This window comes from Streptomyces sp. NPDC058239, assembly GCF_042882185.1.
GTDB lineage: Bacteria > Actinomycetota > Actinomycetes > Streptomycetales > Streptomycetaceae > Streptomyces.
Genome location: NZ_JBHVWS010000021.1, coordinates 73,822 through 96,678, shown reverse-complemented (window position 1 = coordinate 96,678; position 22,857 = coordinate 73,822). Strand labels below are relative to the sequence as shown.

The 22,857-nt window shown below is 70.5% G+C and carries 18 protein-coding genes; 8 read left to right on the top strand and 10 right to left on the bottom strand.

The window, feature by feature from the left end:
- Positions 1–60 precede the first annotated feature (60 nt).
- Positions 61–1,272 (top strand): signal recognition particle-docking protein FtsY, encoded by a 1,212-nt coding sequence (ftsY, locus tag ACFVYE_RS22755; protein WP_389607097.1) that lies wholly within the window; start codon positions 61–63, stop codon positions 1,270–1,272.
- A gap of 165 nt (positions 1,273–1,437) precedes the next feature.
- On the opposite strand, the gene ACFVYE_RS22750 is transcribed toward ftsY, so the two are convergent.
- Positions 1,438–2,097: a bifunctional DNA primase/polymerase gene (locus ACFVYE_RS22750; protein ID WP_389607095.1), complete on the bottom strand. Its 660-nt coding sequence runs from the start codon at positions 2,095–2,097 to the stop codon at positions 1,438–1,440.
- Positions 2,098–2,519: 422 nt separating this feature from the next.
- Between ACFVYE_RS22750 and ACFVYE_RS22745 the strand changes: the two genes are divergently transcribed.
- From ACFVYE_RS22745 to ffh, 5 genes are all read left to right on the top strand, one after another.
- Entirely contained in the window at positions 2,520–3,995 is a 1,476-nt protein-coding gene (locus tag ACFVYE_RS22745; RefSeq protein WP_389607093.1) for a hypothetical protein, read from the top strand.
- A 370-nt stretch (positions 3,996–4,365) separates the two neighbouring features.
- Positions 4,366–5,724 (top strand): ammonium transporter, encoded by a 1,359-nt coding sequence (locus tag ACFVYE_RS22740; protein WP_383966349.1) that lies wholly within the window; start codon positions 4,366–4,368, stop codon positions 5,722–5,724.
- Entirely contained in the window at positions 5,721–6,059 is a 339-nt protein-coding gene (locus ACFVYE_RS22735) for a P-II family nitrogen regulator (protein WP_093899110.1), read from the top strand. The genes ACFVYE_RS22740 and ACFVYE_RS22735 overlap by 4 nt, the downstream gene beginning before the upstream one ends.
- Positions 6,060–6,088: 29 nt before the next feature.
- Entirely contained in the window at positions 6,089–8,548 is a 2,460-nt protein-coding gene (locus ACFVYE_RS22730; protein ID WP_383966346.1) for a [protein-PII] uridylyltransferase, read from the top strand.
- A 132-nt stretch (positions 8,549–8,680) separates the two neighbouring features.
- Positions 8,681–10,231 carry a signal recognition particle protein gene (gene ffh / locus ACFVYE_RS22725; protein ID WP_266357542.1) on the top strand — a complete coding sequence of 517 codons (1,551 nt, stop codon included), beginning with the start codon at positions 8,681–8,683 and terminating at the stop codon, positions 10,229–10,231.
- Positions 10,232–10,290: 59 nt separating this feature from the next.
- Here the strand turns inward: ffh and ACFVYE_RS22720 are convergent, their stop codons facing one another.
- The 8 genes from ACFVYE_RS22720 to yhfZ all read right to left on the bottom strand — a co-directional run bounded on the left by ACFVYE_RS22720 (position 10,291) and on the right by yhfZ (position 18,057).
- The gene (locus tag ACFVYE_RS22720) at positions 10,291–11,532 is read right to left on the bottom strand and encodes a phosphopentomutase (protein WP_383966342.1); all 1,242 of its coding nucleotides are present in this window, start codon (positions 11,530–11,532) and stop codon (positions 10,291–10,293) included.
- A 26-nt stretch (positions 11,533–11,558) separates the two neighbouring features.
- Positions 11,559–12,722, bottom strand: a complete 1,164-nt coding sequence (locus ACFVYE_RS22715; RefSeq protein WP_389607089.1) for an alanine racemase — start codon at positions 12,720–12,722, stop codon at positions 11,559–11,561.
- 2 nt (positions 12,723–12,724) lie between these two features.
- Entirely contained in the window at positions 12,725–13,840 is a 1,116-nt protein-coding gene (locus ACFVYE_RS22710; RefSeq protein ID WP_383966336.1) for an aminotransferase class V-fold PLP-dependent enzyme, read from the bottom strand.
- Between the two features lie 2 nt (positions 13,841–13,842).
- Complete coding sequence (locus ACFVYE_RS22705) at positions 13,843–14,799, bottom strand: phosphotriesterase (protein WP_389607086.1); 957 nt, start codon at positions 14,797–14,799, stop codon at positions 13,843–13,845.
- A gap of 36 nt (positions 14,800–14,835) precedes the next feature.
- Positions 14,836–16,170 carry a YhfT family protein gene (locus tag ACFVYE_RS22700; RefSeq protein ID WP_383966330.1) on the bottom strand — a complete coding sequence of 445 codons (1,335 nt, stop codon included), beginning with the start codon at positions 16,168–16,170 and terminating at the stop codon, positions 14,836–14,838.
- A 41-nt stretch (positions 16,171–16,211) separates the two neighbouring features.
- Positions 16,212–16,568 carry a DUF2620 domain-containing protein gene (locus ACFVYE_RS22695; protein ID WP_389607084.1) on the bottom strand — a complete coding sequence of 119 codons (357 nt, stop codon included), beginning with the start codon at positions 16,566–16,568 and terminating at the stop codon, positions 16,212–16,214.
- A gap of 67 nt (positions 16,569–16,635) precedes the next feature.
- On the bottom strand, positions 16,636–17,022 hold the full coding sequence (locus ACFVYE_RS22690; protein WP_383966325.1) for a PRD domain-containing protein: 387 nt from the start codon (positions 17,020–17,022) through the stop codon (positions 16,636–16,638).
- Between the two features lie 96 nt (positions 17,023–17,118).
- Positions 17,119–18,057 carry a GntR family transcriptional regulator YhfZ gene (gene yhfZ / locus ACFVYE_RS22685; RefSeq protein WP_383966322.1) on the bottom strand — a complete coding sequence of 313 codons (939 nt, stop codon included), beginning with the start codon at positions 18,055–18,057 and terminating at the stop codon, positions 17,119–17,121.
- A gap of 165 nt (positions 18,058–18,222) precedes the next feature.
- Between yhfZ and ftsH the strand changes: the two genes are divergently transcribed.
- Complete coding sequence (gene ftsH, locus ACFVYE_RS22680) at positions 18,223–20,136, top strand: ATP-dependent zinc metalloprotease FtsH (protein ID WP_389607080.1); 1,914 nt, start codon at positions 18,223–18,225, stop codon at positions 20,134–20,136.
- Positions 20,137–20,167: 31 nt separating this feature from the next.
- Here the strand turns inward: ftsH and ACFVYE_RS22675 are convergent, their stop codons facing one another.
- Entirely contained in the window at positions 20,168–21,028 is an 861-nt protein-coding gene (locus ACFVYE_RS22675) for a methyltransferase domain-containing protein (protein WP_383966316.1), read from the bottom strand.
- A 238-nt stretch (positions 21,029–21,266) separates the two neighbouring features.
- Here ACFVYE_RS22675 and proS point away from each other — a divergent pair, with 238 nt between their 5' ends.
- Positions 21,267–22,682: a proline--tRNA ligase gene (proS, locus tag ACFVYE_RS22670; RefSeq protein ID WP_389607078.1), complete on the top strand. Its 1,416-nt coding sequence runs from the start codon at positions 21,267–21,269 to the stop codon at positions 22,680–22,682.
- Positions 22,683–22,857 lie beyond the last annotated feature (175 nt).

The following is a 22,857-nucleotide window of genomic DNA, read 5'->3' as shown; positions in this document are numbered from 1 at the left end:
TTCGTGGGTGATCCTTCGGGGCGGCACCCCGCGGCGGACGTGACTGATACTGGGTGGGTTATGGAATTCGTCATCCTTGCTGTAGTCATCGCCCTGGTCGCGGTCGGCGTGATCAGCGGGCTCGTGGTCAGCAGCCGCAAGAAGAAGCAGCTGCCCCCGGCACCGTCGAGCACGCCGACCATCACTCCTCCCGCCGAGCCCCATGTCGGCGAGGAAGCCGAGACGCCGCGCGAGGAACCGCGCCGCACCATCGAGGAGGTCGGTCCCCCTTCGGTCGAGGCTCCCGCCGAGGAAGCCCCCGAGGCCGTCGAGCCGGAGGCGCCCGCCGCCCCCGCCCTTGAGGTGCCCGAGCCCACCGCGGGCCGTCTGGTACGGCTGCGTGCCCGGCTGGCCCGCTCGCAGAACTCCCTCGGCAAGGGGCTGCTCACGCTCCTGTCCCGCGACAACCTCGATGAGGACACCTGGGAGGAGATCGAGGACACCCTCCTCACCGCCGATGTCGGCGTCGCGCCCACCCAGGAACTGGTGGAGCGGCTCCGTGAACGCGTCCGCGTTCTCGGCACCCGTACCCCCGAAGGGCTGCGCTCGCTGCTGCGCGAGGAACTCCTCACCCTGCTCGGCACCGACTTCGACCGTGCGGTCAAGACGGAGAGCGGTGTCGACACCCCCGGTGTCGTGATGGTCGTCGGCGTCAACGGAACCGGCAAGACCACCACCACCGGCAAACTGGCCCGGGTGCTCGTCGCCGACGGCCGCAGCGTCGTGCTCGGTGCCGCCGACACCTTCCGGGCCGCCGCCGCCGACCAGCTCCAGACCTGGGGCGAGCGCGTCGGCGCCCGCACCCTGCGAGGACCCGAGGGCGGCGACCCGGCGTCGATCGCCTTCGACGCGGTGAAGGAAGGGATCGCCGAGGGCGCCGATGTCGTCCTCATCGACACCGCGGGACGGCTGCACACCAAGACCGGGCTCATGGACGAGCTCGGCAAGGTCAAGCGCGTCGTCGAGAAGCACGGACCGCTCGACGAGATCCTGCTCGTCCTCGACGCCACGACCGGACAGAACGGTCTGGTGCAGGCCCGGGTGTTCGCCGAGGTCGTCGACATCACCGGCATCGTGCTGACCAAGCTTGACGGCACCGCCAAGGGCGGCATCGTCATCGCCGTCCAGCGTGAACTGGGTGTACCGGTGAAGCTGGTCGGTCTCGGCGAGGGGCCGGACGACCTGGCTCCGTTCGAGCCTGAGGCGTTCGTGGACGCCCTGATCGGAGACTGACGCCTCGCGCGCCGACAACAGAGCCCGACCGCATGATGCAACTGCGGTCGGGCTCTTCGTCTTGCCGGGCTCTGCGCCCGGAATTGCCGGGCTCTGCGGCCGAGAGCGACCACCGATTGAGCAACCCCGACGGCTGGACCCCGCCTCCACGAAAGCGGCGGCGGTTCAGCCGCAAAGGGGCGCGCGATGGCAGCTGTACGCCAGCATGCCCAGCAGCAGCCGCGCCTGCGGCGGTGCGGCCGCCGTGTCCAGCACTGGCGGGCGCAGCCACCGGACCGGTCCCAGGCCGCCCTCGTCGGACGGCGGGGCAGTGATGTGGCAGCCGGGCCCCAGCGCCCGCAGGTCCAGACCCGCGTCGTCCCAGCCCATCCGGTACAGCAGCCGCGGGAGCTCGGCGGCGGCACCCGGGGCCACGAAGAACTGCGCCCGCCCGGCCGGTGTCACCGCGACCGGGCCGAGTGGCAGCCCCATCCGCTCCATGCGGACCAGGGCCCGGCGCCCGGCCGCTTCGGCGACGTCGAGGATGTCGAAGGTGCGGCCCACCGGAAGCAGCATCGAGGCGCCCGGCACCTGGGCCCAGGCCTCCGCCGCCGCGTCGAGCGTGGCCCCTGCGGGGACCTCGTGGGCGAAGTCCAGTGGATGGGCGCCGGGGGAGGAGCAGTTCGCCTCCCCGCACGAGCAGCGGCCGGCCGCGGCCCGCGCTCCCGGCGCGACGGCCCAGCCCCACAGCCCTGTGTACTCGGCCACTGCCGTGCACTCGGCCGTGCGGCCGCGGCGCCGTGAGCCGGTGCGCATCTCGCGGATGCCGCCGATCGTGAAGCCCATGCCCCCTCCAACGTGTCCGACTCGCCAGTGGTTACGACGTGGAGTCCAATCGTGACGCTCCGTCGTCGCTGTCGATCCGTGGCGCGCCGGTGCACTCGGAGTCTTGCGACATGTTCCATGCGCCCCGTCGTGCGTCACTGCGCCCACTGCTGATCGCCGTGTGTCAAGTGAATCGCGCCCGACGGCGGTGGCGTTCATTCGAAGGGGTGGCGAATGGTGGCGTTTCTGTAATCGCCCTCGCGAAGGCAGTGATCGTAGGATTACCGTCGGTACACGAACCGTGGAAGTATGTGCGCCCATGGGTATGCCGGAGGCAACCCGATTTCCTGTTCGATCGTGCGCAACCTCTGTATGGGCAGCATCGGATCAGGGCAATCTGATAGTGGTTCGCGCGACAGTATTCAGCGGATGGGGGCGTTCCAGTGAGTGGCAACGGCGCAGGCGATACGAATGCCGGTAAGCGCCCCAACGGGCAATTGGGCTCATGGTTCGTGCGCAGCGGCTGGTCAAAGGGTGAGCTGGCGCGGCAGGTGAACCGCCGGGCGCGGCAGATGGGCGCTCACCACATCAGCACCGACACCTCCCGGGTGCGGCGCTGGCTCGATGGTGAACAGCCGCGCGAGCCGATCCCGCGCATCCTCTCCGAGCTCTTCTCGGAGCGCTTCGGCTCCGTCGTCGCCATCGAGGACCTCGGACTGCGCGCGGCGCATCAGTCACCGTCCGTGTCCGGGGTCGACCTGCCCTGGGCGGGCCCGCAGACCGTCGCCCTGCTCAGCGAGTTCTCCCGCAGCGATCTCATGCTCGCCCGCCGCGGATTTCTCGGCTCCTCGCTCGCGCTCGCCGCAGGACCCGCCCTGATCGAGCCCATGCAGCGCTGGCTGGTACCCGTCGCCGCCACCGGACCCGCACAGCCGGAGTCGGCCGCCGCGGCCCGCCGGCCCTCCCGGCTCTCCAGCCCCGAGCTCGACCTGCTGGAGTCGACCACCGCGATGTTCCGCCAGTGGGATGCGCAGTGCGGCGGCGGACTGCGCCGCAAGGCCGTCGTCGGTCAGCTCCACGAGGTCACCGACCTGCTGCAGGAACCGCAGCCGGCGGCCACCGCGAAGCGGCTCTTCCGCTGCGCGGCCGAACTGGCGGAGCTGGCGGGCTGGATGAGCTACGACGTCGGCCTCCAGCCCACCGCCCAGAAGTACTTCGTCCTCGCGCTCCACGCCTCGAAAGAGGCCGGTGACAAACCGCTCGGTTCGTATGTTCTGTCCAGCATGAGCCGTCAGATGATCCACCTCGGACGGCCCGACGACGCCCTCGAACTGATCCATCTCGCGCAGTACGGCAGCCGGGACTGCGCCACTCCGCGCACTCAGGCCATGCTGTATGCGATGGAGGCTCGTGCGTACGCCAACATGGGCCAGCCCAGCAAGTGCAAACGAGCCGTCCGGATGGCCGAGGACACCTTCCTCGATGTCGGGATCGACGGTGAGCCCGAGCCCGACTGGATCCGCTTCTTCTCCGAGGCCGAGCTCAACGGCGAGAACTCCCACTCGTACCGCGACCTCGCCTATGTCGCGGGCCGCAGCCCCACGTACGCCACGCTCGCCGAACCCCTCATGAAGAAGGCCGTCCAGCTCTTCGGCGAGGACGACGAGCACCAGCGGTCGTACGCACTCAACCTGGTCGGCCTCGCCACCGTCCACCTCCTCCAGCGCGAGCCCGAGCAGTCCACGGTGCTGGCCGAGAAGGCGCTGCGCGTCGCCAAGAAGATCCGCTCCGAGCGCGTCAACACCCGGCTCCGCAAGACCGTCGACACCGCTGCCAGGGACTTCGGAGACATTCCCGAAGTCGCCAGGCTCACCGATCTCCTCACCGAGCAGCTGCCCGAGACCGCAGAAGCGGTCTGAGCAGCACCCCAGGACCCGGCCACGGCGACCACCCCGCACAGACCGACTTCGGCTCCCCCAATTGCCAGGTCAGCGGGTGGTCGGCGTGGCCGGTTCGCGTTGCCGTTCCCGTACGGGAGAGTCGTAACCGCACCGTATGCGGCCGCGGCTGCAGAGTAGGCCCGGCCCCGAATACGCCACGGCCGGTTCATGGCGACGTAACACACCGGACCTCTTCGTCACTATCGCGAAACACCGTGCGGCATCGGCGGAAACCGTGCTGGGCGAATCTCATGGCGCATAACCGGCCCGCACCTTTTCCCCAGTGGTCCCGCACGTGGTCCCGCTCTTATCGCCCGCACGCGGCCGCACCGACGACGAGGAGACGCCGATGCCCCCAGGCATCACGACGCTAGCCGCAGACGCCCCGACGCTGTCTGCCGCCAACACCGGGTTCATGCTCATCTGCTCCGCCCTGGTGATGCTCATGACCCCGGGCCTGGCCTTCTTCTACGGAGGCATGGTCCGCGTCAAGAGCACCCTCAACATGCTGATGATGAGCTTCATCAGCCTCGGGATCGTCACGATCCTGTGGGTGCTCTACGGATTCAGCCTCGCCTTCGGCACCGACATCGGCTCCGTCATCGGCTGGAGCTCGGACTACGTCGGCCTCAGCGGGATCGGTATCACCCAGCTCTGGGACGGCTACACGATCCCCGTCTACGTCTTCGCCGTCTTCCAGCTGATGTTCGCCATCATCACCCCCGCACTGATCAGCGGCGCCCTCGCCGACCGGGTCAAGTTCACCTCCTGGGCCCTGTTCATCACGCTCTGGGTCACCGTCGTCTACTTCCCCGTCGCCCACTGGGTCTGGGGCGCGGGCGGCTGGCTCTTCGAGCTCGGCGTCATCGACTTCGCCGGTGGCACGGCCGTCCACATCAACGCAGGTGCCGCGGCGCTCGGCGTGATCCTCGTCATCGGCAAGCGCGTCGGCTTCAAGAAGGACCCGATGCGGCCGCACAGCCTGCCGCTCGTCATGCTCGGTGCCGGACTGCTCTGGTTCGGCTGGTTCGGCTTCAACGCCGGCTCGTGGCTCGGCAACGACGACGGCGTCGGCGCGGTCATGTTCGTCAACACCCAGGTCGCCACCGCTGCCGCGATGCTCGCCTGGCTCGGTTACGAGAAGCTCCGCCACGGCTCCTTCACCACCCTCGGTGCGGCCTCCGGCGCGGTGGCGGGCCTCGTCGCCATCACACCTTCCGGCGGCGCGGTCAGCCCGCTCGGCGCCATCGCGGTCGGCGCCATCGCCGGTGTCCTGTGCGCCATGGCCGTCGGCCTGAAGTACAAGTTCGGCTACGACGACTCCCTGGACGTCGTCGGCGTCCACCTCGTCGGAGGTGTCGCCGGTTCCCTCCTCGTCGGCTTCTTCGCCACCGGTGGTGTCCAGTCCGACGCCAAGGGCCTCTTCTACGGCGGCGGCCTCGACCAGCTCGGCAAGCAGGCCGTCGGTGTCTTCGCCGTCCTCGCGTACTCTCTGGTCGTCTCCGCGATCCTCGCCCTCCTCCTGGACAAGACGATCGGGATGCGAGTCGACGAGGACGACGAGATCTCCGGTATCGACCAGGTCGAACACGCCGAGACCGCGTACGACTTCAGCGGAGCGGGCGGCGGCGCGGCCCCGCGCACCACGGCCTCCGCAACGGCACCGGGCACGACGGCAGCACCGCAGACGAAGAAGGTGGACGCATGAAGCTCATCACCGCAGTCGTGAAGCCACACCGTCTCGACGAGATCAAGGAGGCCCTCCAGGCCTTCGGCATCCAGGGCCTCACGGTCACGGAAGCCAGCGGATACGGGCGTCAGCGCGGCCACACCGAGGTCTACCGGGGCGCCGAGTACACCGTCGACCTCGTCCCCAAGATCCGTATCGAGGTCCTTGTCGAGGACGAGGACTCCGAACAGCTCATCGACGTTGTCGTGAAGGCCGCCCGAACCGGCAAGATCGGTGACGGCAAGGTCTGGAGCGTGCCGGTCGACACCGCGATTCGCGTACGAACGGGCGAACGCGGCCCGGACGCACTCTGACCCACGGTCCCGAAACGAAAGGCAGCCGGGTGACGAGCACCGAAGTGACCACCGAATCCGATGACTCGGAACCCAGCAGCTACGCGGCGGCCCGGCTGCGCCTCCTCCAGGAGAAGGCGCAGTCCGGGCCGCCGCGCCGTGCGGCCCTCGCATCGCTCACCGACGACTGGCTCACCACGCTGTTCACCGCCGCGGCCGAACAGACCGGCGTCCGCGGCGCCGCCCTCGTCGCCGTCGGCGGCTACGGCCGCGGCGAACTCTCCCCGCGCAGCGACCTCGACCTCCTGCTCCTGCACGACGGCAACGCCGACGCCGGGGCCATCGCCTCCCTCGCCGACCGCATCTGGTACCCCGTCTGGGACCTCGGCCTCGCCCTCGACCACTCCGTACGCACCCCCGCCGAAGCCCGGAAAACGGCCGGCGAGGACCTCAAGGTCCAACTCGGACTGCTCGACGCCCGGCCCGTCGCCGGAGACCTCGGCCTCGTCGCCGCCCTGCGCACCGCGATCCTCGCCGACTGGCGCAACCAGGCTCCCAAACGCCTCCCCGCCCTCGACGAGCTCTGCCGCGAACGCGCCGAACGCCAGGGCGAGCTCCAATTCCTCCTCGAACCCGACCTCAAGGAGGCCCGCGGCGGACTGCGCGACGCCACCGCCCTGCGCGCCGTCGCCGCCTCCTGGGTCGCCGACGCCCCCCGCGAAGGCCTCGTCGAAGCCCGTCGCGTCCTCCTCGACGCCCGCGACGCGCTCCACCTCACCACCGGTCGTGCCACCGACCGCCTCGCCCTTCAGGAGCAGGACCAGGTCGCCACCGCCCTCGGTCTCCTCGACGCGGACGCCCTGCTCCGCCAGGTGTACGAGGCCGCCCGCACCGTCTCCTACGCAACCGACGTCACCTGGCGCGAGGTCAACCGCGTCCTGCGCGCCCGCTCGGCGCGTCCCCGGCTCCGAGCGATTCTCGGTGGCGGCAGGACCGCCGCCACCGAACGCACCCCGCTCGCCGAGGGCGTGGTCGAGGCCGACGGCGAAGTCGTCCTCGCCCGCTCCGCCCGCCCCGAACGTGACCCCGTGCTCGTACTGCGCGCCGCCGCAGCGGCCGCCCAGTCCGAACTCCCGCTCTCCCGCCACGTCGTACGCCACCTCGCCACCGCCGCACGCCCGCTGCCGGTGCCCTGGCCCGCCGAGGCCCGTGAGGAACTCGTCACCCTCCTCGGCGCGGGCGAGGCCACCGTCCCCGTCTGGGAAGCACTCGAAGCCGAAGGACTGATCACCCGGCTGCTCCCCGACTGGGAACGCGTCCACTGCCGTCCCCAGCGCAACCCCGTCCACACCTGGACCGTCGACCGCCACCTCGTCGAAGCGGCCGTCCGCGCCTCCTCCCTCACTCGCCGCGTCGGCCGCCCCGACCTCCTCCTCGTCGCCGCACTCCTGCACGACATCGGAAAGGGCTGGCCCGGTGACCACTCCGTCGCCGGGGAGGTCATCGCCCGCGACATGGCGGCCCGGATCGGCTTCGACCAGCACGACGTGGGCGTCATCGCCACCCTCGTACGCCACCATCTGCTGCTCATCGAGACCGCCACCCGCCGTGACCTCGACGACCCGGCGACCGTGCGTTCCGTCGCCACCGCCGTCTCCACCACCTCCACCCTGGAGCTCCTGCACGCCCTCACCGAGGCCGACGCACTCGCCACCGGGCCCGCCGCCTGGTCCACCTGGCGCGCCTCCCTCGTCGCCGACCTCGTCAAACGCGTCGCCGCCGTGCTCGCCGGCCAGGCCCCGGAGGAACCGGAACCCGCCGCACCCAGTGCCGAACAGGAACGCCTCGCCATCGAGGCCCTGCGCACCGGCGAACCCGTCCTCGCCCTGCACGCCCAGGCCGAGACCCCGAACGAGGACGGCGAACCGGAACCCGTCGGCGTCGAACTCCTCATCGCCCTGCCCGACCGCCCCGGCGTGCTGCCCGCGGCGGCGGGCGTCCTCGCCCTGCACCGCCTCACCGTGCGAGCAGCCGATCTGCGGGCCGTGGAGCTCCCCACCGAGCTCGGTGAGGGCGAATCCGCCGACCTGCTGCTGCTCAGCTGGCGGGTCGCGGCCGAGTACGGCTCCCTGCCGCAGGCCACCCGTCTCCGCGCCGACCTCGTACGCGCCCTGGACGGCTCCCTGGACATCCGGGCCCGCCTCGCCGAACGCGAGGCCGCCTACCCGAGGCGGCGCGGGGTGAAGGCCCCGCCGCCGAGGGTGACGGTCGCGGCGGCCGGCTCACAGCTGGCGACGGTGATCGAGGTACGGGCCCAGGACGCCCCGGGACTGCTGCACCGGATCGGCCGGGCGCTGGAGCAGTGCGAGGTACGGGTGCGCAGCGCGCATGTTTCGACGCTGGGGGCGAACGCGGTGGACGCTTTCTACGTCACGGACACGGACGGTGAGCCGCTGCCCGAGGTACGGGCCGCGGAGGTGGCCCGGGAGGTCGAGAAGGCCCTGGGCTGAGCCCCGCTGCCGCGCCCACAGGCCCTCGTCCGCCAGTGAGATCCGGGCGAGGGCTTTGTGTTTCCCGGGGTCCGGATACCCTTGGGGACGACTGACCTGCCCCGCCCCCGACCCTGAGGACCGACGAGCGCCGTGTTCGATACTCTCTCCGACCGCCTTAGCGCGACTTTCAAGAACCTCCGGGGCAAGGGCCGCTTGTCCGAGGCGGACATCGACGCCACGGCCCGCGAGATCCGTATCGCCCTGCTCGAAGCGGATGTCGCGCTGCCCGTCGTCCGCGCCTTCATCGGCAACGTCAAGGAGCGGGCGCGCGGCGTCGAGGTCTCCCAGGCGCTGAATCCCGCCCAGCAGGTCGTCAAGATCGTCAACGAGGAGCTCGTGGGCATCCTCGGCGGCGAGACCCGGCGGCTGCGGTTCGCCAAGAACCCGCCCACCGTGATCATGCTCGCCGGTCTCCAGGGTGCCGGTAAGACCACCCTGGCCGGAAAGCTCGGCCTCTGGCTCAAGGGCCAGGGCCACTCCCCGCTGCTCGTCGCCTGTGACCTCCAGCGCCCCAACGCCGTGAACCAGCTCAGCGTCGTCGCCGACCGCGCCGGTGTCGCGGTGTACGCGCCGCAGCCGGGCAACGGCGTCGGTGACCCGGTCCAGGTCGCCAAGGACTCGATCGAGCACGCCCGCTCCAAGCAGTACGACGTCGTGATCGTCGACACTGCCGGCCGCCTCGGCATCGACCAGGAGCTGATGCAGCAGGCCGCGGACATCCGCGACGCCGTCAGCCCCGACGAGATCCTCTTCGTCGTCGACGCGATGATCGGCCAGGACGCGGTCAACACCGCCGAGGCCTTCCGCGACGGCGTCGGCTTCGACGGCGTGGTGCTCTCCAAGCTCGACGGTGACGCCCGCGGTGGTGCGGCCCTGTCGATCGCCCACGTCACGGGCAAGCAGGTCATGTTCGCGTCGAACGGCGAGAAGCTCGAGGACTTCGACGCCTTCCACCCCGACCGCATGGCGTCCCGCATTCTCGACATGGGTGACCTGCTCACCCTGATCGAGCAGGCGGAGAAGACCTTCAGCCAGGAAGAGGCCGCCAAAATGGCCTCCAAGCTGGCGTCCAGCAAGGGCAAGGACTTCACGCTCGACGACTTCCTGGCCCAGATGGAGCAGGTCCGGAAGATGGGCTCCATCTCCAAGCTGCTCGGGATGCTGCCGGGCATGGGGCAGATCAAGGACCAGATCAACAACATCGACGAGCGCGACGTGGACCGTACCGCCGCGATCATCAAGTCGATGACCCCGAAGGAGCGCGCCGAGCCGACGATCATCAACGGCTCGCGCCGGGCCCGTATCGCCAAGGGCTCCGGTGTCGAGGTCAGTGCCGTGAAGAACCTGGTGGAGCGGTTCTTCGACGCGCGCAAGATGATGTCGAAGATGGCGCAGGGCGGCGGCATGCCGGGGATGCCCGGGATGCCGGGCATGGGTGGCGGTCCCGGCCGGCAGAAGAAGCAGGTCAAGCAGGCCAAGGGCAAGCGCAAGAGCGGCAACCCGATGAAGCGCAAGGCCGAGGAGCAGGCCGCGGCGGCCCGTCGCGAGCAGGCGGCGGCGCAGGGCGGTGCGTTCGGTCTGCCGGCGCAGGAGGACAAGAACTTCGAGCTGCCGGACGAGTTCAAGAAGTTCATGGGCTGATCGCCCGGGAGCATGCGCAAGGGGCGCCCACCGCCGGTGGGCGCCCCTTGCGCATGCTTCTATGCGGCGTGCCGTCCCGGCCGCAGCGTCGTGCCGTTGGCCAGCCCGGCCGGGTCCAGGGACAGCGATACGGCGGCGGTGGCGCCCACATCCGCGAGGCTGTCCGCGTCCGGCAGCAGTTCCACGCCGTCCGTGCCGGGCCGGTGGATCAGCACCGGCACGTACTCGCGGGTGTGGTAGGCGTGTCCGATCGTGGGGTCGTTCCCGTGGTCGCCGGTGACGATCAGCCGGTCGCCGGGGCTGTCGAGCAGCGCCACGAGCCCGGCGAGCCCGGAGTCCACCTGCTCCAGGAGGTGCCCGTAGCGCTCGGTGTCCTGCTGGTGCCCCGCCAGGTCGGTCTCCTGGACGTTGGCGACGACGAGCGCGTCGCCGGGGGCGCGTACCGCTTCGAGGGTGTGGGAGAGCACGTCGGCCGTCTGCACGGCCGGGTGCCGCCGCGCCGCCTCGCAGGCCAGGATGTCGGCGGCCTTCCCGACCAGAGTGACCGGGATGCCGGCACGGGCGGCCAGACCGGGGAGCTGGCGGGTGTGGTCGAGCTCGGCGCCCAGGTGCTGAACTTCCAGGCCGCCGTTGCGGTAGAAGCCGGTGGCGGGGGTGTCGAGTCCGACGGTTCCCGCATCGCCGGGGCGCACGAACTGCCTCAGCGGGCCGTCCGCGTGGCCACCGACCGCGATGACCCGGGCGACGGGCGCGACCGCGCGGACGGTACGGGCGACGGCGAGGATCCCGCCGGGGCCGTCGAAGGACAGGTCCTCCAGGCGGCCGGAGGCGTTCCAGTTGATCCCGGGGTCGGCCTCCAGGTTGTCGTGGACGAGGACCGTGCCGTCGACGACGAGGAGCGGCTTGCCGTCCAGCGGTTCGACGTGGTGGCCGGCCGCTTCGAGGGCGGCGGCCACCTCGGCCAGATGGTCGGCGAGCCGGGCCACGGTGACGCGGCTGAAGTCGGCGCCCATCATCGTCTGGTGGCCCGCGAAGGTGTCGGCGCCGGGATAGCCGAGCGCGGCACGGCCCGCGGCGACGGACAGATGGGTACGGCGGGCGAGGTCCTGGTGCGGGTGGACCAGGCCGAGACCCAGCGCGCCGAGCACGGGCAGGCGCAGCGGCCGGCCGAGGGCCACGCGGCAGTGGTCGAGGACGTGTCCGCAGGTGTCGGCGGTGAGATCGCCGGGGCGCAGGGTGCCCGCGTCGGGCATGGCGCCGATGCCGAATCCGTCGATGACGACGATGACGGTCTTGGCCATGGGTGCCTCCTATTCAGGGGTCGGCCTTACAGGGCCCGGCCCTGGGCGTCGTACAGCCCGCTCAGCCGGGGTGTGCCGGAGGCGAGTCCGGAGACGACGGCGACGGTCGAGCGGGTGACGAAGATCTGGGTACGGAAGGCGAGCAGTGCGGTGTCGCCGAGCCGGACGTCCTGGCCGTCGACGGGAGCGTCGAGCAGCCGGTAGTAGTCGATGTTCTCGGCGGGCGCGTCCTGTACGCCGAGGCGTGCGCCGGTGCGCGGCAGCAGGGCGCTGCGGATGTGGGACCGGGCGTAGAAGCCGCCGCCGCGGATCGCCGGGCGGCCGTCGTCGAGGGTGTGGGCGATCTCGCTGACGTACACGTACGCGGGCTTCTCGGGCTGCTGCGGGTCGAGGGCGTGCAGCGGGGTGGTGCCGGTGAGGGCGTGGCCGGGTTCGCCGTGGGTGGCGCCGAGTTCGGCGAGCAGCGGGAGGGACGCCATCGAGGTGGCGCTGGGGGCGCTCAGTTTCAGGTGTTCGTGTCCCCGGGCGGCCAGGACTTCGCGGGCCTTGAGGGCGAGCGCGAAGCTGGGGGTGGCGCGGGGGATGCCGGTCGCCGGATCGCACAGGACGCAGGGGAAGGCGGTGACGCCCGCGATCCGGATACCGGGCAGTTGCTCGGCCGCTTCGGCGAACGAGTCGAGGCGGCCGAGCGGGACGCCGCCCTCCTGGCCGGGGTAGACGGTGCCCTCGGCGCCTTCGAGGCGTACGAGAACGTCCTGTACGAAGCCGAGCCGCTGTGCGGTCTCGGACACGGCCCGGGCGTTGGCGAGGTCGAACACGGTGACGGTCTCGGGGCGCCAGGCCAGCATTTCGGGCAGTGCGCGGCGGGGGATCTGGACCAGGTGGCCGAGGTTGCCGGCCTGCGCGCCCGCGGCGTGCAGGGTGCGGGCCTCGGGCGGGTCGATGGCGGCGAACTTGGGGATGTGCCGGGCAACGGCCCTGATCAGCTCGGGGTTGCGGCCCAGCTGTTTGACGACGAACCAGAGGCCGATGCCGACCCGTTCGGCCTCGGCCGCCAGCAGCGCGGCGTTGGCCTCGACGGCGTCGAGGTCCATCACGTAGGTGTCGGGCGGGATCTCGCCGCGCCGGTGAAGGGTGGCCGCGGTGTCGACGAGCTCGGGGTTGCGGGTGAGCACGGTGTCGAGAAACACGGTCAGTCGTCCTTCGGGTCGTTCAGCACGTCGAGCGAGCGGCGCAGGATGTCGATGACGAGATCAGCGCCCGCCCGCATCGGGTTGATGCGTACGGTCCAGTCGGCCAGCTCGGGGGAGTCGTCCAGGGCGGAGCTGGACATCCGGTAGAAGAGCGGCGCGATCTCGTAGCGCGAGTTGGAGCCGACGGGGTAGGGGGCGGCTCCGAAGCGGGCGGCGACGGCGGGCAGTTCTTTCGCGACCGGCCGGTCGAGGCGGACGAGCAGGCAGCGGTCCTGGGCGTTGGCGATCCGTACCTCGGCGACGCCGTCCACTTCGCCCGCGGCCAGCCGCTCGGCGACCTCGGCGCCGACCCGGGACTGCACGGACCACATGACCGGTACGTGGGTGAGGGCGCGCAGGGCGTCGAGCGCCTGATGACCCTGGACCTGTCCGCCGCCGGAGTAGTTGTCGCGGCGGATGTGCCCGACCAGATCGCGGGCGCCGACCACGATGCCGACGCCTTCGGGGCCATGCAGTTTGAACAGGGAGAAGCAGGAGGCGTCGGCGCCGAGCTCCACTCCCGAGGCGGGGGTGCGCAGGACGGCGTAGTTGTCGTCGACGAGGGTGCGGACTCCGGCGGCCCGGCAGGCAGCGAGGACCTCCGCGGGGTCGTACGAGTCGGAGAGCCGCTGCCGGGTGTGCTGTACGTAGGCCCATCGGAACCGGCCGGACCCCAGGGCCTCGTGCAGCGCCCGCGCGTCGTTGAAGTCGACCTCGACGGTCCGTACACCGATGCCGCGCAGCGTGACCTCGGTGGTGCGGTAGACCGGGGCCCGGTGGATGAGCAGTGGGTCGCCCGCCCGTACGGCGGCGCCCAGGGCGGCACGGATCGCGCCGGTGCCCGCGCCCTGGACGAAGGCGGCGTCCTCGGCGCCGAAGAAGTCCGCGAGTACGGCTTCGACGCGGGCGGTGGTGCGGGGTCGGCCGAGACCGGGGACGACGCCGGCGTCCGCGTCGAAGAGCTGAGGGCCCTCGAAGTGCGCGGCGGTGGCCTCCAGGAGCCGGAACTGTCTGGCGATCGCGTCGTCCAGCTCCACCGTCGCGAGCGGGAAGGTCTGCGGAAGTACAGGGCTCATGGTCAGAACTCCTCCACGCGCGCGCCGGTCAGGAAGCGGAGCGGATTACGGCGGGTCATCAGGTCGATCAGGTCGTCGTCGACACCGGCGGCACGGGCCTTGGGCAGGAAGCTCCGGAAGAGATGCCCGTATCCCCGGCCGCCTTCGTCGAGGAGGTAGCCGTGGCGGGAGATGTCGCAGCTGAGCAGTACCCGGTCGGCGTGCCCGGCCTCGACGAGGGCGAGCAGCAGCCGCAGCCGGGTGTCGTCGCTCTGGTAGCCGTCCTTGCCGACGGTGTCGAACGCGACGTACGCCCCGCTCGCCGCGAGCTCCTTGTGGACGGCGGGGTCGTCGAGCAGATCCTGGTGGCCGATGCTGATGCGATGGGCCGGCAGGCCCTCTCCGGTCAGCAGCTCCAGCTGGGCGATTCCGCCGTGGCCGAGCTGGGCGTGGGTGGCGACGGAGAGGCCGGTGGCGAGGGCGGCCCGCGCACTGGCGCGCAGCACCTTGGCCTCGGGCGCTGTCGGGGTGTCGCCGTGGCTGCCGATCTCGCCGAGAACACCGGGGCGGATGCCGGTGGCACCGATACCGCCGTCGATCTCCTGGACGAGCGCCCCGGTGAGTTCCTCGATGCTGCTGTCGTCGATCTCGGGGGTGTGGAACGGTTCGTAGTACCAGCCGGTCGCGGCTACCACGGCGATTCGCGCGTCCCGGGCGATGCGGGCCAGGGCGCGGACGTCGCGGCCCATGCCGCGGCAGGTCAGTTCGACGACGAGGGAGAGACCGAACTCGGCGCGCAGCGCGGCGAGCTCGGCGGTGACCGCCGCGGAGTGGAGGCCCGGGTCGAGGACGGCCGCGCCGTCGCCCTTGTGGTCCAGGTCGAGGACGAGGTGCTCATGGGCGAGGGCGGGGCCGGCCACGGAATCGGCTGCGAGATCGCCGACGACGGTGCGCAGGAGGGGCGGTGCGGGGTGGTTCATCGTGGGGGGGTTCCTTCTTCGTGTACGTACCCGGCCTCAGCCCTTGATCGGGGTGAACAGGTCGAGCCAGTACAGGACGTTGAGGAGGATGCCGCCGACGATCACCGCGGCGGGAGCGGCGGCCATCTTCACGACCGGCCGGCCCATCGCCTCGTTCAGCAGGTAGAGCCCGCCGACGACGAGGATGCCGAGTCCGCCGCCCATGGCGTTGGCGGCCATCAGCGAGCCGAAGAGGATCGCCAGCTGCAGGGTGTCCCCGATGGCGCTGCGCAGGTGTTCCGAGGAGTCACGGACGCTGGGGAGCTTGCCGAGGACCTTGCCGATGTACGAGAGGGCCAGGACCTCGGCGGCGAAGACGGCGGCGCCGACGACCGCTGCCAGGAACGGGTTCGGCATCAGGTAGCCGATCGGGTACACCAGCGTGAATCCCGCGATGCCGTACGCGCCGGAGGCCAGCGCGGTCGTCGCGATCAGCGGGATGAAGCCGAAGACCCGGTAGAAGTCGACCTGGGCGGCCTCGGAGTACTGCCCCTTGGCGATCAGGAAGCTGGTCGCTTCGCCGCCGCCGAATATGTGCATCTGGGCCAGCACGCAGACTCCGGCGCCGAGCACCATGAACAGCGGTAGGTACTTGCGCAGGCGGGCCGCGCTGGCGCTGAAGAGCGAGGCCATCGGGTCGTCCTCCAGGACGACCTCGGTGACACCCGCGGCCCGGTCGGCCCTGCGCTGCTTCATGTCCTTGGCGACGGCCAGGGCGATCAGCATCAGCACGCCGACGGCCATGGCCAGCGCCCCGGCGAACATCTTCGGCCAGACCTTCATGGTCATGACCACCAGAGCGAGTTCCAGGACTCCGGCGATGCTGCCCCACTTGCGGCCGAACTGCTTGGTGATGGCGAGCACCGGGAACAGCGTGAAGAGGAAGAGGATCGGTGTCGACATCTGCTGCATGGCGGTGATGAAGTCGACGGGCAGGTCGTGCGCGACGTTGTTGGCGCCGTTCAGTCCGAAGACGACGACCGCGCCCCAGGCGCCGCCGAGGATCGGCGCGAGCCACTTCTTCGGCGCCAGCATGCCGAGGATGTCTGTGGGCAGGAAGACGAGCCACGGGTTGAGCACGCCGGTGGAGAGTGCCATCGGGGCGCCGAGTCCGAAGATGAACCCGGCGGAGAGGCCGAAGGAGACCGCCGCCGTCGCGCTGCGGGTGGTGCGCCCCTGGATGAAGTCCAGCAGGAACGGACGCACGCCGTCGTTGAAGACGGCCAGAGCCATGTGCGAGATGTACGCCGTCAGCGCACAGAGGGCTATCACGGTCAGTTGCTGGGCCAGCGTGAAATCAAGGCTGGTGCCGGCGGCGAGTGTGGTGCTCACGAATCACTCCTTCGTGCCCGGGACGGGGAGATGCGGCCGGATCAGCCGCGGGCGGCGATGGCGCGCGCCATCAGTGGGGCGATGGCGTCGATCTGGTCCATCGAGAAGCCGAAGACCTTCTTGCCGTCGGCGATCAGGGCGCTGATCTCCTCCTCGGTGGGCACACTGCGGCCGAAGGTGTGGCAGGCGGCGCTGCCCATGAGGCCGACGAGGACGCCGAGGGAGGCACCGGCACCGGTGCGACACGTACCGAGGTAGTAGTCGGCCTGTCCGACACGGAGCTTCATCGCGGCGTCCATGTCGCTGGAGGTGACGATGTCGAGGGAGTCGATCCCGAGCTTGCCGATGGTCTGGGCGACCTCGACCTTGCCGACTCCACCGGTGAGGATCTTCGTCATGACTGTCTCTTCTCTCTGTGTCTGTTTCCGCGTGCCGGGGTGTGTCTGTGCCGTGCGCCGGGACCGGTCAGGAAGCGGGGGCGGCCGGTGACTGCTGGGCCAGTACGGCGAGGTGCATGCCGAGGAAGTTGACCTCCGAGTCGGGGAGCGCGGCGCCGAGCTCCCGCTCGGCCCGCGCGGATACGGCGCGGGCGCGTTCGACGGCGTCGGGGTGTCCGGCCAGTTCGGCGGCGACCTGGTCGTCGGTGAGGAACTGTTCGATCGGTTCGCCGTCGAGGAGCCGGGTGAGCGCCATCATCAGATGGCTGGTCAGCATGCCCGCGGTCGCTTCGGTGACGGTGCGGCCGTCGGCTTCGAGGGCGGTCAGCTCGGCGGTGACGAAGTCGGCCACCTCGGGCCGGACCTGACCGCCTTCGCGGAAGAGCTGGATCCGCAGTGCGAGCTGGTCGTCCATGGTGATCCTCCTCAATTCAAACAATAACCAGGATTTTGTATTTTGATCTCGACGAGCCTCCCGCGCGGGCGAGATCTACGTCACCCGACCCGCCGGTCAGTACGAGGGCACGCGCTCGCCCCGCAGTACTTCGCTCTGCAGCCGGGTCACCAGGGACAGATCGAGCGAGTCCCGGACCGCGGCGAGGGCCTTCGCCCCGTCGGTCCGGCCGATGACGGCAGCACTGGAGTTGCGCAGCGACAGTTCCCGGGTGACCTCGTCGCCGAGCGGGAGCACATCGACGCCGAGCCCGAGCCGGTCCTGCACCTCGTCCAGGTTCCAGACGGTGGCGTCGACCTCGTTGCGGGCGAAGAGATCGCGCAGCTGCATGTATGAGACCTCCAGCCACTCGATGTCCTTCCGGCCGGCGAAGACCCGCTCCACGAGCATCCGCAGATCCTCGGACGCGTGGTCGACGGCCACCCGCAGTCCGGGGGAGTCCAGGTCGACGCCGTGCCGCAGCAGCATGCCGTGCGCGCCGACGTAGGTGGCGGGGCCGAGGTCGGCGACGAGCTCCACCGGGTGCTCGGCGATCAGTTGGTCGGCCGCGAAGCGGGACAGGACGACGAGGTCGACCTTGCCCTCCAGCAGCGCGGCCGTACGGGCTCCGGCGCCCCGCATGAACGTGATCGCGAACGGGGCGCCCGCCTCCTCGAAGGCGCTGCGCAGCCCGGTCGCCAGGCCTTCGTACCTGCGTGAGTACGGGAGCGGCATCGCGGCGAGCAGTGTGCCGAGTCCGGACAGCCGCCAGAGGATGGAGCGGTCCGAGCGGACGAGGAACGTGCCGAGATGGCCACGGGCGGTCGTCTCGATCGCCCCGGAATCCTCCAGCAGCTGCAGGGCTGCCTGAACGGTCCCGTTTCCGCAGCCCAGCTCCTCGGCGAAGTCGCGGACGCGGGGCAGGCGGGTGTCCGGCTCATGGTTGAGCAGCAGGACGGCGAGCTGCCGGGCGGCGAGGCCGTTCCGAGTGAGGAAGCGGTCATCGAAATCGTTCACGAATCAAACAGTAAACAGGATTCTGGATATTGACAAGGAGTTCGCGAGGGGTTCATCCGCCGGGCGCCGCTTCCCCCTGTGGGCCCACTGGATGGGCCCACAGGGGGCTTTGGATCGATTTCTCATCTAATGTCACATTCACTGGCTGTCGGCAGAGGAGCGCGCGTGACCAACCCCGTACCTCCCCGCGACCGAACCGATCAGCCGTGGCGCTCCGAGGGCGCCCCGCCGCCTCCGCCGCCGGGCCGGAAGATGCCGGGAGGCTGGGGCGGACTGCTGCTGACCGCGCTCGCCGTCTATCTGATCGCCAATCTGGTGCTGTCCTTCTTCAATGGGGCGCAGGAGCGGACGATCGCGTACACGGAGTTCAGCAAGCAGGTCACCTCGGGCAATGTCTCCAAGATCTATTCCAAGGGCGATGCCATCCAGGGACAGCTCAAGAAGGAGGCGAAGGTCCCGGGGAGCGACAAGAAATTCACCAAGTTCGTCACTCAGCGGCCTGCCTTCGCGGACGACAACCTCTGGGCCGAACTGGTCAAGGACGACGTCACGGTCACCGCCGAGCCGGTCGTCCAGCAGCGCAGCTTCCTCGCCAATCTGCTGATCTCGCTGGCCCCGATGCTGCTGCTCGTCCTGCTCTGGGTGTTCATCGCCCGGCGGATGTCCAGGGGCGTGGGCGGCGGGATGGGCGGCTTCGGGCGCAAGGCGCCGCCCAAGCCCGTCGAACTGGAGGGCGGCAAGCGCACCACCTTCCAGGACGTGGCCGGGATCGACGAGGTCGAGGGCGAGCTCAACGACGTCGTGGACTTCCTGAAGAACCCGCAGGCGTACCGGAAGATGGGTGCCCGGATGCCCGGGGGAGTGCTCCTCGCGGGACCGCCCGGCACCGGCAAGACACTGCTCGCACGGGCCGTCGCGGGTGAGGCCGGGGTGCCGTTCTTCTCGGCATCGGCCTCCGAATTCATCGAGATGATCGTCGGCGTCGGCGCGAGCCGGGTACGGGAACTCTTCGCGGAGGCACGCAAGGTCGCCCCCGCCATCGTCTTCATCGACGAGATCGACACCATCGGCCGGGCCCGCGGCGGCGGTTCCGGCATGGGCGGCCACGACGAGCGAGAGCAGACGCTCAACCAGATCCTCACCGAGATGGACGGTTTCTCCGGTTCGGAGGGCGTCGTCGTCCTCGCCGCCACCAACCGCGCCGACGTCCTCGACCCCGCCCTCACCCGGCCCGGCCGCTTCGACCGGATCGTTCAGGTGAGCCCGCCGGACAGGGGCGGCCGGGAGGCGATCCTGGAGATCCACACCCGGCAGATTCCGCTTGCCGAGGATGTGAACCTCGCCCAGGTCGCCGGTACGACCCCCGGTATGACGGGCGCCGATCTCGCCAACCTGGCCAATGAGGCCGCGCTGCTCGCGGTCAAGCGCAGGCAGTCCGAGGTCAGCCAGTCCGATATCTCGGACGCCCTGGAGAAGGTCCAGCTGGGGGCGGAGCGTTCACTGGTCATGTCGGACGAGGAACGCCGCAGGACCGCGTACCACGAGAGCGGGCACGCCCTGCTCGGCATGCTCCAGCCGGGCGCCGACCCGGTCCGCAAGGTCACCATCGTGCCGCGCGGCCGGGCCCTGGGCGTCACCCTCTCGACGCCGGACGCCGACAAGTACGCCTACACCGAGGAGTATCTGCGCGGCCGCATCATCGGTGCGCTCGGCGGCATGGCCGCCGAGCAGGTGGTCTTCGGTGTGGTCACCACCGGCGCGGAGAGCGACCTGGAACAGGTCACCAACCTGGCCAGGGGCATGGTCGGCCGCTGGGGCATGAGCCACAAGGTGGGCAGGCTGACGGCGATCCCGAGCGATGCTCAGCAGGCGTACGGACTGTCGGCGGCCCCCGCGACGCTCGACGCGGTGGACGGCGAGATGCGGCGCATCGTCGACGAGTGCTACGAAGTGGCGTGCCGGCTCCTGAGCGAGAACCGGGACAGGCTGGACTCGCTGGCCGCGGCGCTGCTGGAGAGCGAGACGCTGGACGAGGCCGCGGCCTACCGTGCGGCCGGCATCACCCGCCTGGGCAAGTAACGGCCGGTGCGCACGACGTTCACGGAATGGCTCAGGTGGTGCACACGAGATAGCGGAAGACGTTCGGCATCCAGATCGTGCCGTCCCGGCGCCGGTGCGGATGCAGGGCCTCCGCGACCTCTTTGGCCACCTGGTCCCGGTCCGTCGCCCGTACCGCCGTATCGAAGAGCCGCGTCGACAGCAGCCCCCGCACCGCACTGTCCATGTCCGCGTAGCCGAACGGGCACGCGACCCGGCCGGAGCCGTCCGGATTCAGACCGGCCCGGAACGCCACTTCTTCCAGATCGTCCCGGCTCCAAGGCCGCCAGCCGCCCGTGCGCGGCGCCCGCGACCCGTCGGAGAGCCGGCCCGCCACCCGAAGCACCGGCGCCGTCGCGCACCGCTCCGGCGGACCCCATCCGGTCAGTACGACCGTGCTGCCCCGGGCGGCCAGCGGTACGGCGGACCGCAGCGCCTCCACGAGCCCTTCCCCGTCGCCGGACGAGCAGCCGATCGGGGTGAACGCGGTGAGCAGGTTGTACGGCGTCCCGTCGTCCGGGGCGGCCGCGGACGGATCGCCGTCCAGGAGCCGCGGATGCCCGTCCGGCGGCCCGGCGTCGCTCCCCGGACCGGGCAGCAGCCGGGCCCGGGCGAGTGCCAGTCGTTCGGGGTCGGTGTCGACGCCGGTGACGCGCGCCCCGCGCGCGGCCGCGATCAGCAGCGCGAGACCGGAGCCGCAGCCGAGGGAGAGCAGCCGGGTGCCGCTTCCCACTTCGAGCCGCTCGTACACCGCTTCGTACAGCGGTGCGAGCATCCGTTCCTGAATCTCGGCCCAGTCCCGGGCACGGTTACCGGAGTCCACCGGGGTGGCCGTGTGCGCGTAGCTGTGGTGCCGGACGAGCGTTGGTGTCATGGAAGCGCCCCAATCCGCCGAGAGGTCGGTCATGTCCGATCGGTCGTGCCCCGAGTGGATGTCCCCCTGTGCGTGTGCGCCCGCTCCCCCCGTATGTCAGAGAACTGCGCATCCGCGCCCGCGTCCAGGGGTCTGATGGCAATGCTTGCGTGCTCCGGTGGTGCGCCCGTGGGGACGGCCCGTGGAGGCGGGGCCCGTCGCCCTGTGTGGTGGGCGGTATCGCCGTACGATGCGCGCCATGGCAAAGGCACCCGTTCTCACGCCCCAGGCCGAGGACTTTCCCCGCTGGTACCAGGATCTGATCAACAAGGCCGAACTCGCGGACAACGGTCCGGTGCGCGGCACCATGGTCATCCGGCCGTACGGATACGGCCTGTGGGAGCGGATGCAGCAGGAGATGGATGCCCGAATCAAACAGGCGGGCGCCCGGAACGCCTACTTCCCGCTCTTCATCCCCCAGTCTTACCTGACACGCGAGGCCGAGCACGTCGAGGGCTTCGAGCCGGAGCTCGCGATCGTGACCCACGCCGGCGGAAAAGAGCTCGAAGAGCCCGTGGTGGTGCGGCCGACGTCCGAAACGATCATCAACGAGTACTTCTCGAAGTGGGTGCAGAGCTACCGGGATCTGCCCCTGCTGATCAACCAGTGGGCGAATGTCGTGCGCTGGGAGATGCGCCCGCGGGTCTTTCTCCGTACGACGGAATTCCTCTGGCAGGAGGGCCACACCGCCCACGCCACCTACGAGGAGGCCCGGGAGTACGCGGCCTACATCCACCGGGACGTCTACGCGGACTTCATGGTCAACGTGCTGGGCATCGATGTGGTTCTCGGCCGCAAGACCCCCGCCGAGCGGTTCGCGGGGGCCGTCAACACCCTGACGCTCGAAGGGATGATGCGGGACGGCAAGGCCCTGCAGATGGGTACGAGCCATGAGCTCGGCACCAACTTCGCCAAGGCCTTCCACACCAGCTACCTGTCCAGGGAAGGCAGGCAGGAACTCGTCTGGCAGACCTCGTGGGGCTCGTCGACCCGCATGGTCGGCGGGCTGATCATGGCGCACGGCGACGATCACGGCCTCCGGGTGCCGCCGCGGCTCGCGCCCGTCCAGGCGGTCGTCCTCGCGATCAAGGGGGACGAAGCGGTGCTGACCGCGGTCCGCTCCATCGGGGAGCGGCTGCGCGCCGCGGGGATCAGGACCGAGGTCGACGACCGCACCGACACCCCGTTCGGCCGCCGCGCGGTCGACTGGGAGCTGAAGGGCGTGCCGGTGCGGATCGAGATCGGCCCGCGCGATCTGGAGAACGGCACCGCGATGCTGGCCCGGCGCATCCCCGGCGGGAAGGAGCCGGTCGCGATCGAGGCCCTGCCCGCGCTGCTTCCGGTGGTCCTCGAGGAGGATCAGGCGACGCTGCTGAGGGAGTCCCGGAGCCGGCGCGAGTCGTCCACCAGCGAGGTCGCGTCCGTCGAAGAGGCCGTGGAGGCGGCGGCCGCGGGCGGCTGGGCGCGTATCGACTGGTCGGCCCTCGGCGCGGCGGGGGAGGCCCGGCTCGCGGAGCACGGGGTGTCCGTACGGTGCCTGGTCGCCGAGGACGGGTCGGTGCCGGACGCGGACGATGCCCCCGGTACTGTCGCCCTGGTGGCCCGCGCCTACTGACGCGTGGCCGCTCGGCACCCGGCGTACGGTCGCCGCCTACGTGTCCGGGCGTACGGGGCGCTACGTACCACCTTGGTGTGAGCTGTGAGACTTCTCCACAGATCTGCGCACCCGCCCTCGTCAGGACGCATCAACGGCAACTGACTGGTACGTGCAAATTATTTGGGATGGCCCG

Bases quoted from the DNA above. Each gene is read 5' to 3' on its own strand.
- ACFVYE_RS22690 (WP_383966325.1), bottom strand. From the start codon at position 17,022: ATGGACGACCAGCTCGCACTGCGGATCCAGCTCTTCCGCGAAGGCGGT.
- ACFVYE_RS22705 (WP_389607086.1), bottom strand. From the start codon at position 14,799: ATGAACCACCCCGCACCGCCCCTCCTGCGCACCGTCGTCGGCGATCTC.
- ACFVYE_RS22750 (WP_389607095.1), bottom strand. From the start codon at position 2,097: ATGGGCTTCACGATCGGCGGCATCCGCGAGATGCGCACCGGCTCACGG.
- ACFVYE_RS22695 (WP_389607084.1), bottom strand. From the start codon at position 16,568: ATGACGAAGATCCTCACCGGTGGAGTCGGCAAGGTCGAGGTCGCCCAG.
- ACFVYE_RS22740 (WP_383966349.1), top strand. From the start codon at position 4,366: ATGCCCCCAGGCATCACGACGCTAGCCGCAGACGCCCCGACGCTGTCT.
- ACFVYE_RS22675 (WP_383966316.1), bottom strand. From the start codon at position 21,028: ATGACACCAACGCTCGTCCGGCACCACAGCTACGCGCACACGGCCACC.
- ACFVYE_RS22710 (WP_383966336.1), bottom strand. From the start codon at position 13,840: ATGAGCCCTGTACTTCCGCAGACCTTCCCGCTCGCGACGGTGGAGCTG.
- ACFVYE_RS22735 (WP_093899110.1), top strand. From the start codon at position 5,721: ATGAAGCTCATCACCGCAGTCGTGAAGCCACACCGTCTCGACGAGATC.
- ftsY (WP_389607097.1), top strand. From the start codon at position 61: ATGGAATTCGTCATCCTTGCTGTAGTCATCGCCCTGGTCGCGGTCGGC.
- ACFVYE_RS22720 (WP_383966342.1), bottom strand. From the start codon at position 11,532: ATGGCCAAGACCGTCATCGTCGTCATCGACGGATTCGGCATCGGCGCC.
- proS (WP_389607078.1), top strand. From the start codon at position 21,267: ATGGCAAAGGCACCCGTTCTCACGCCCCAGGCCGAGGACTTTCCCCGC.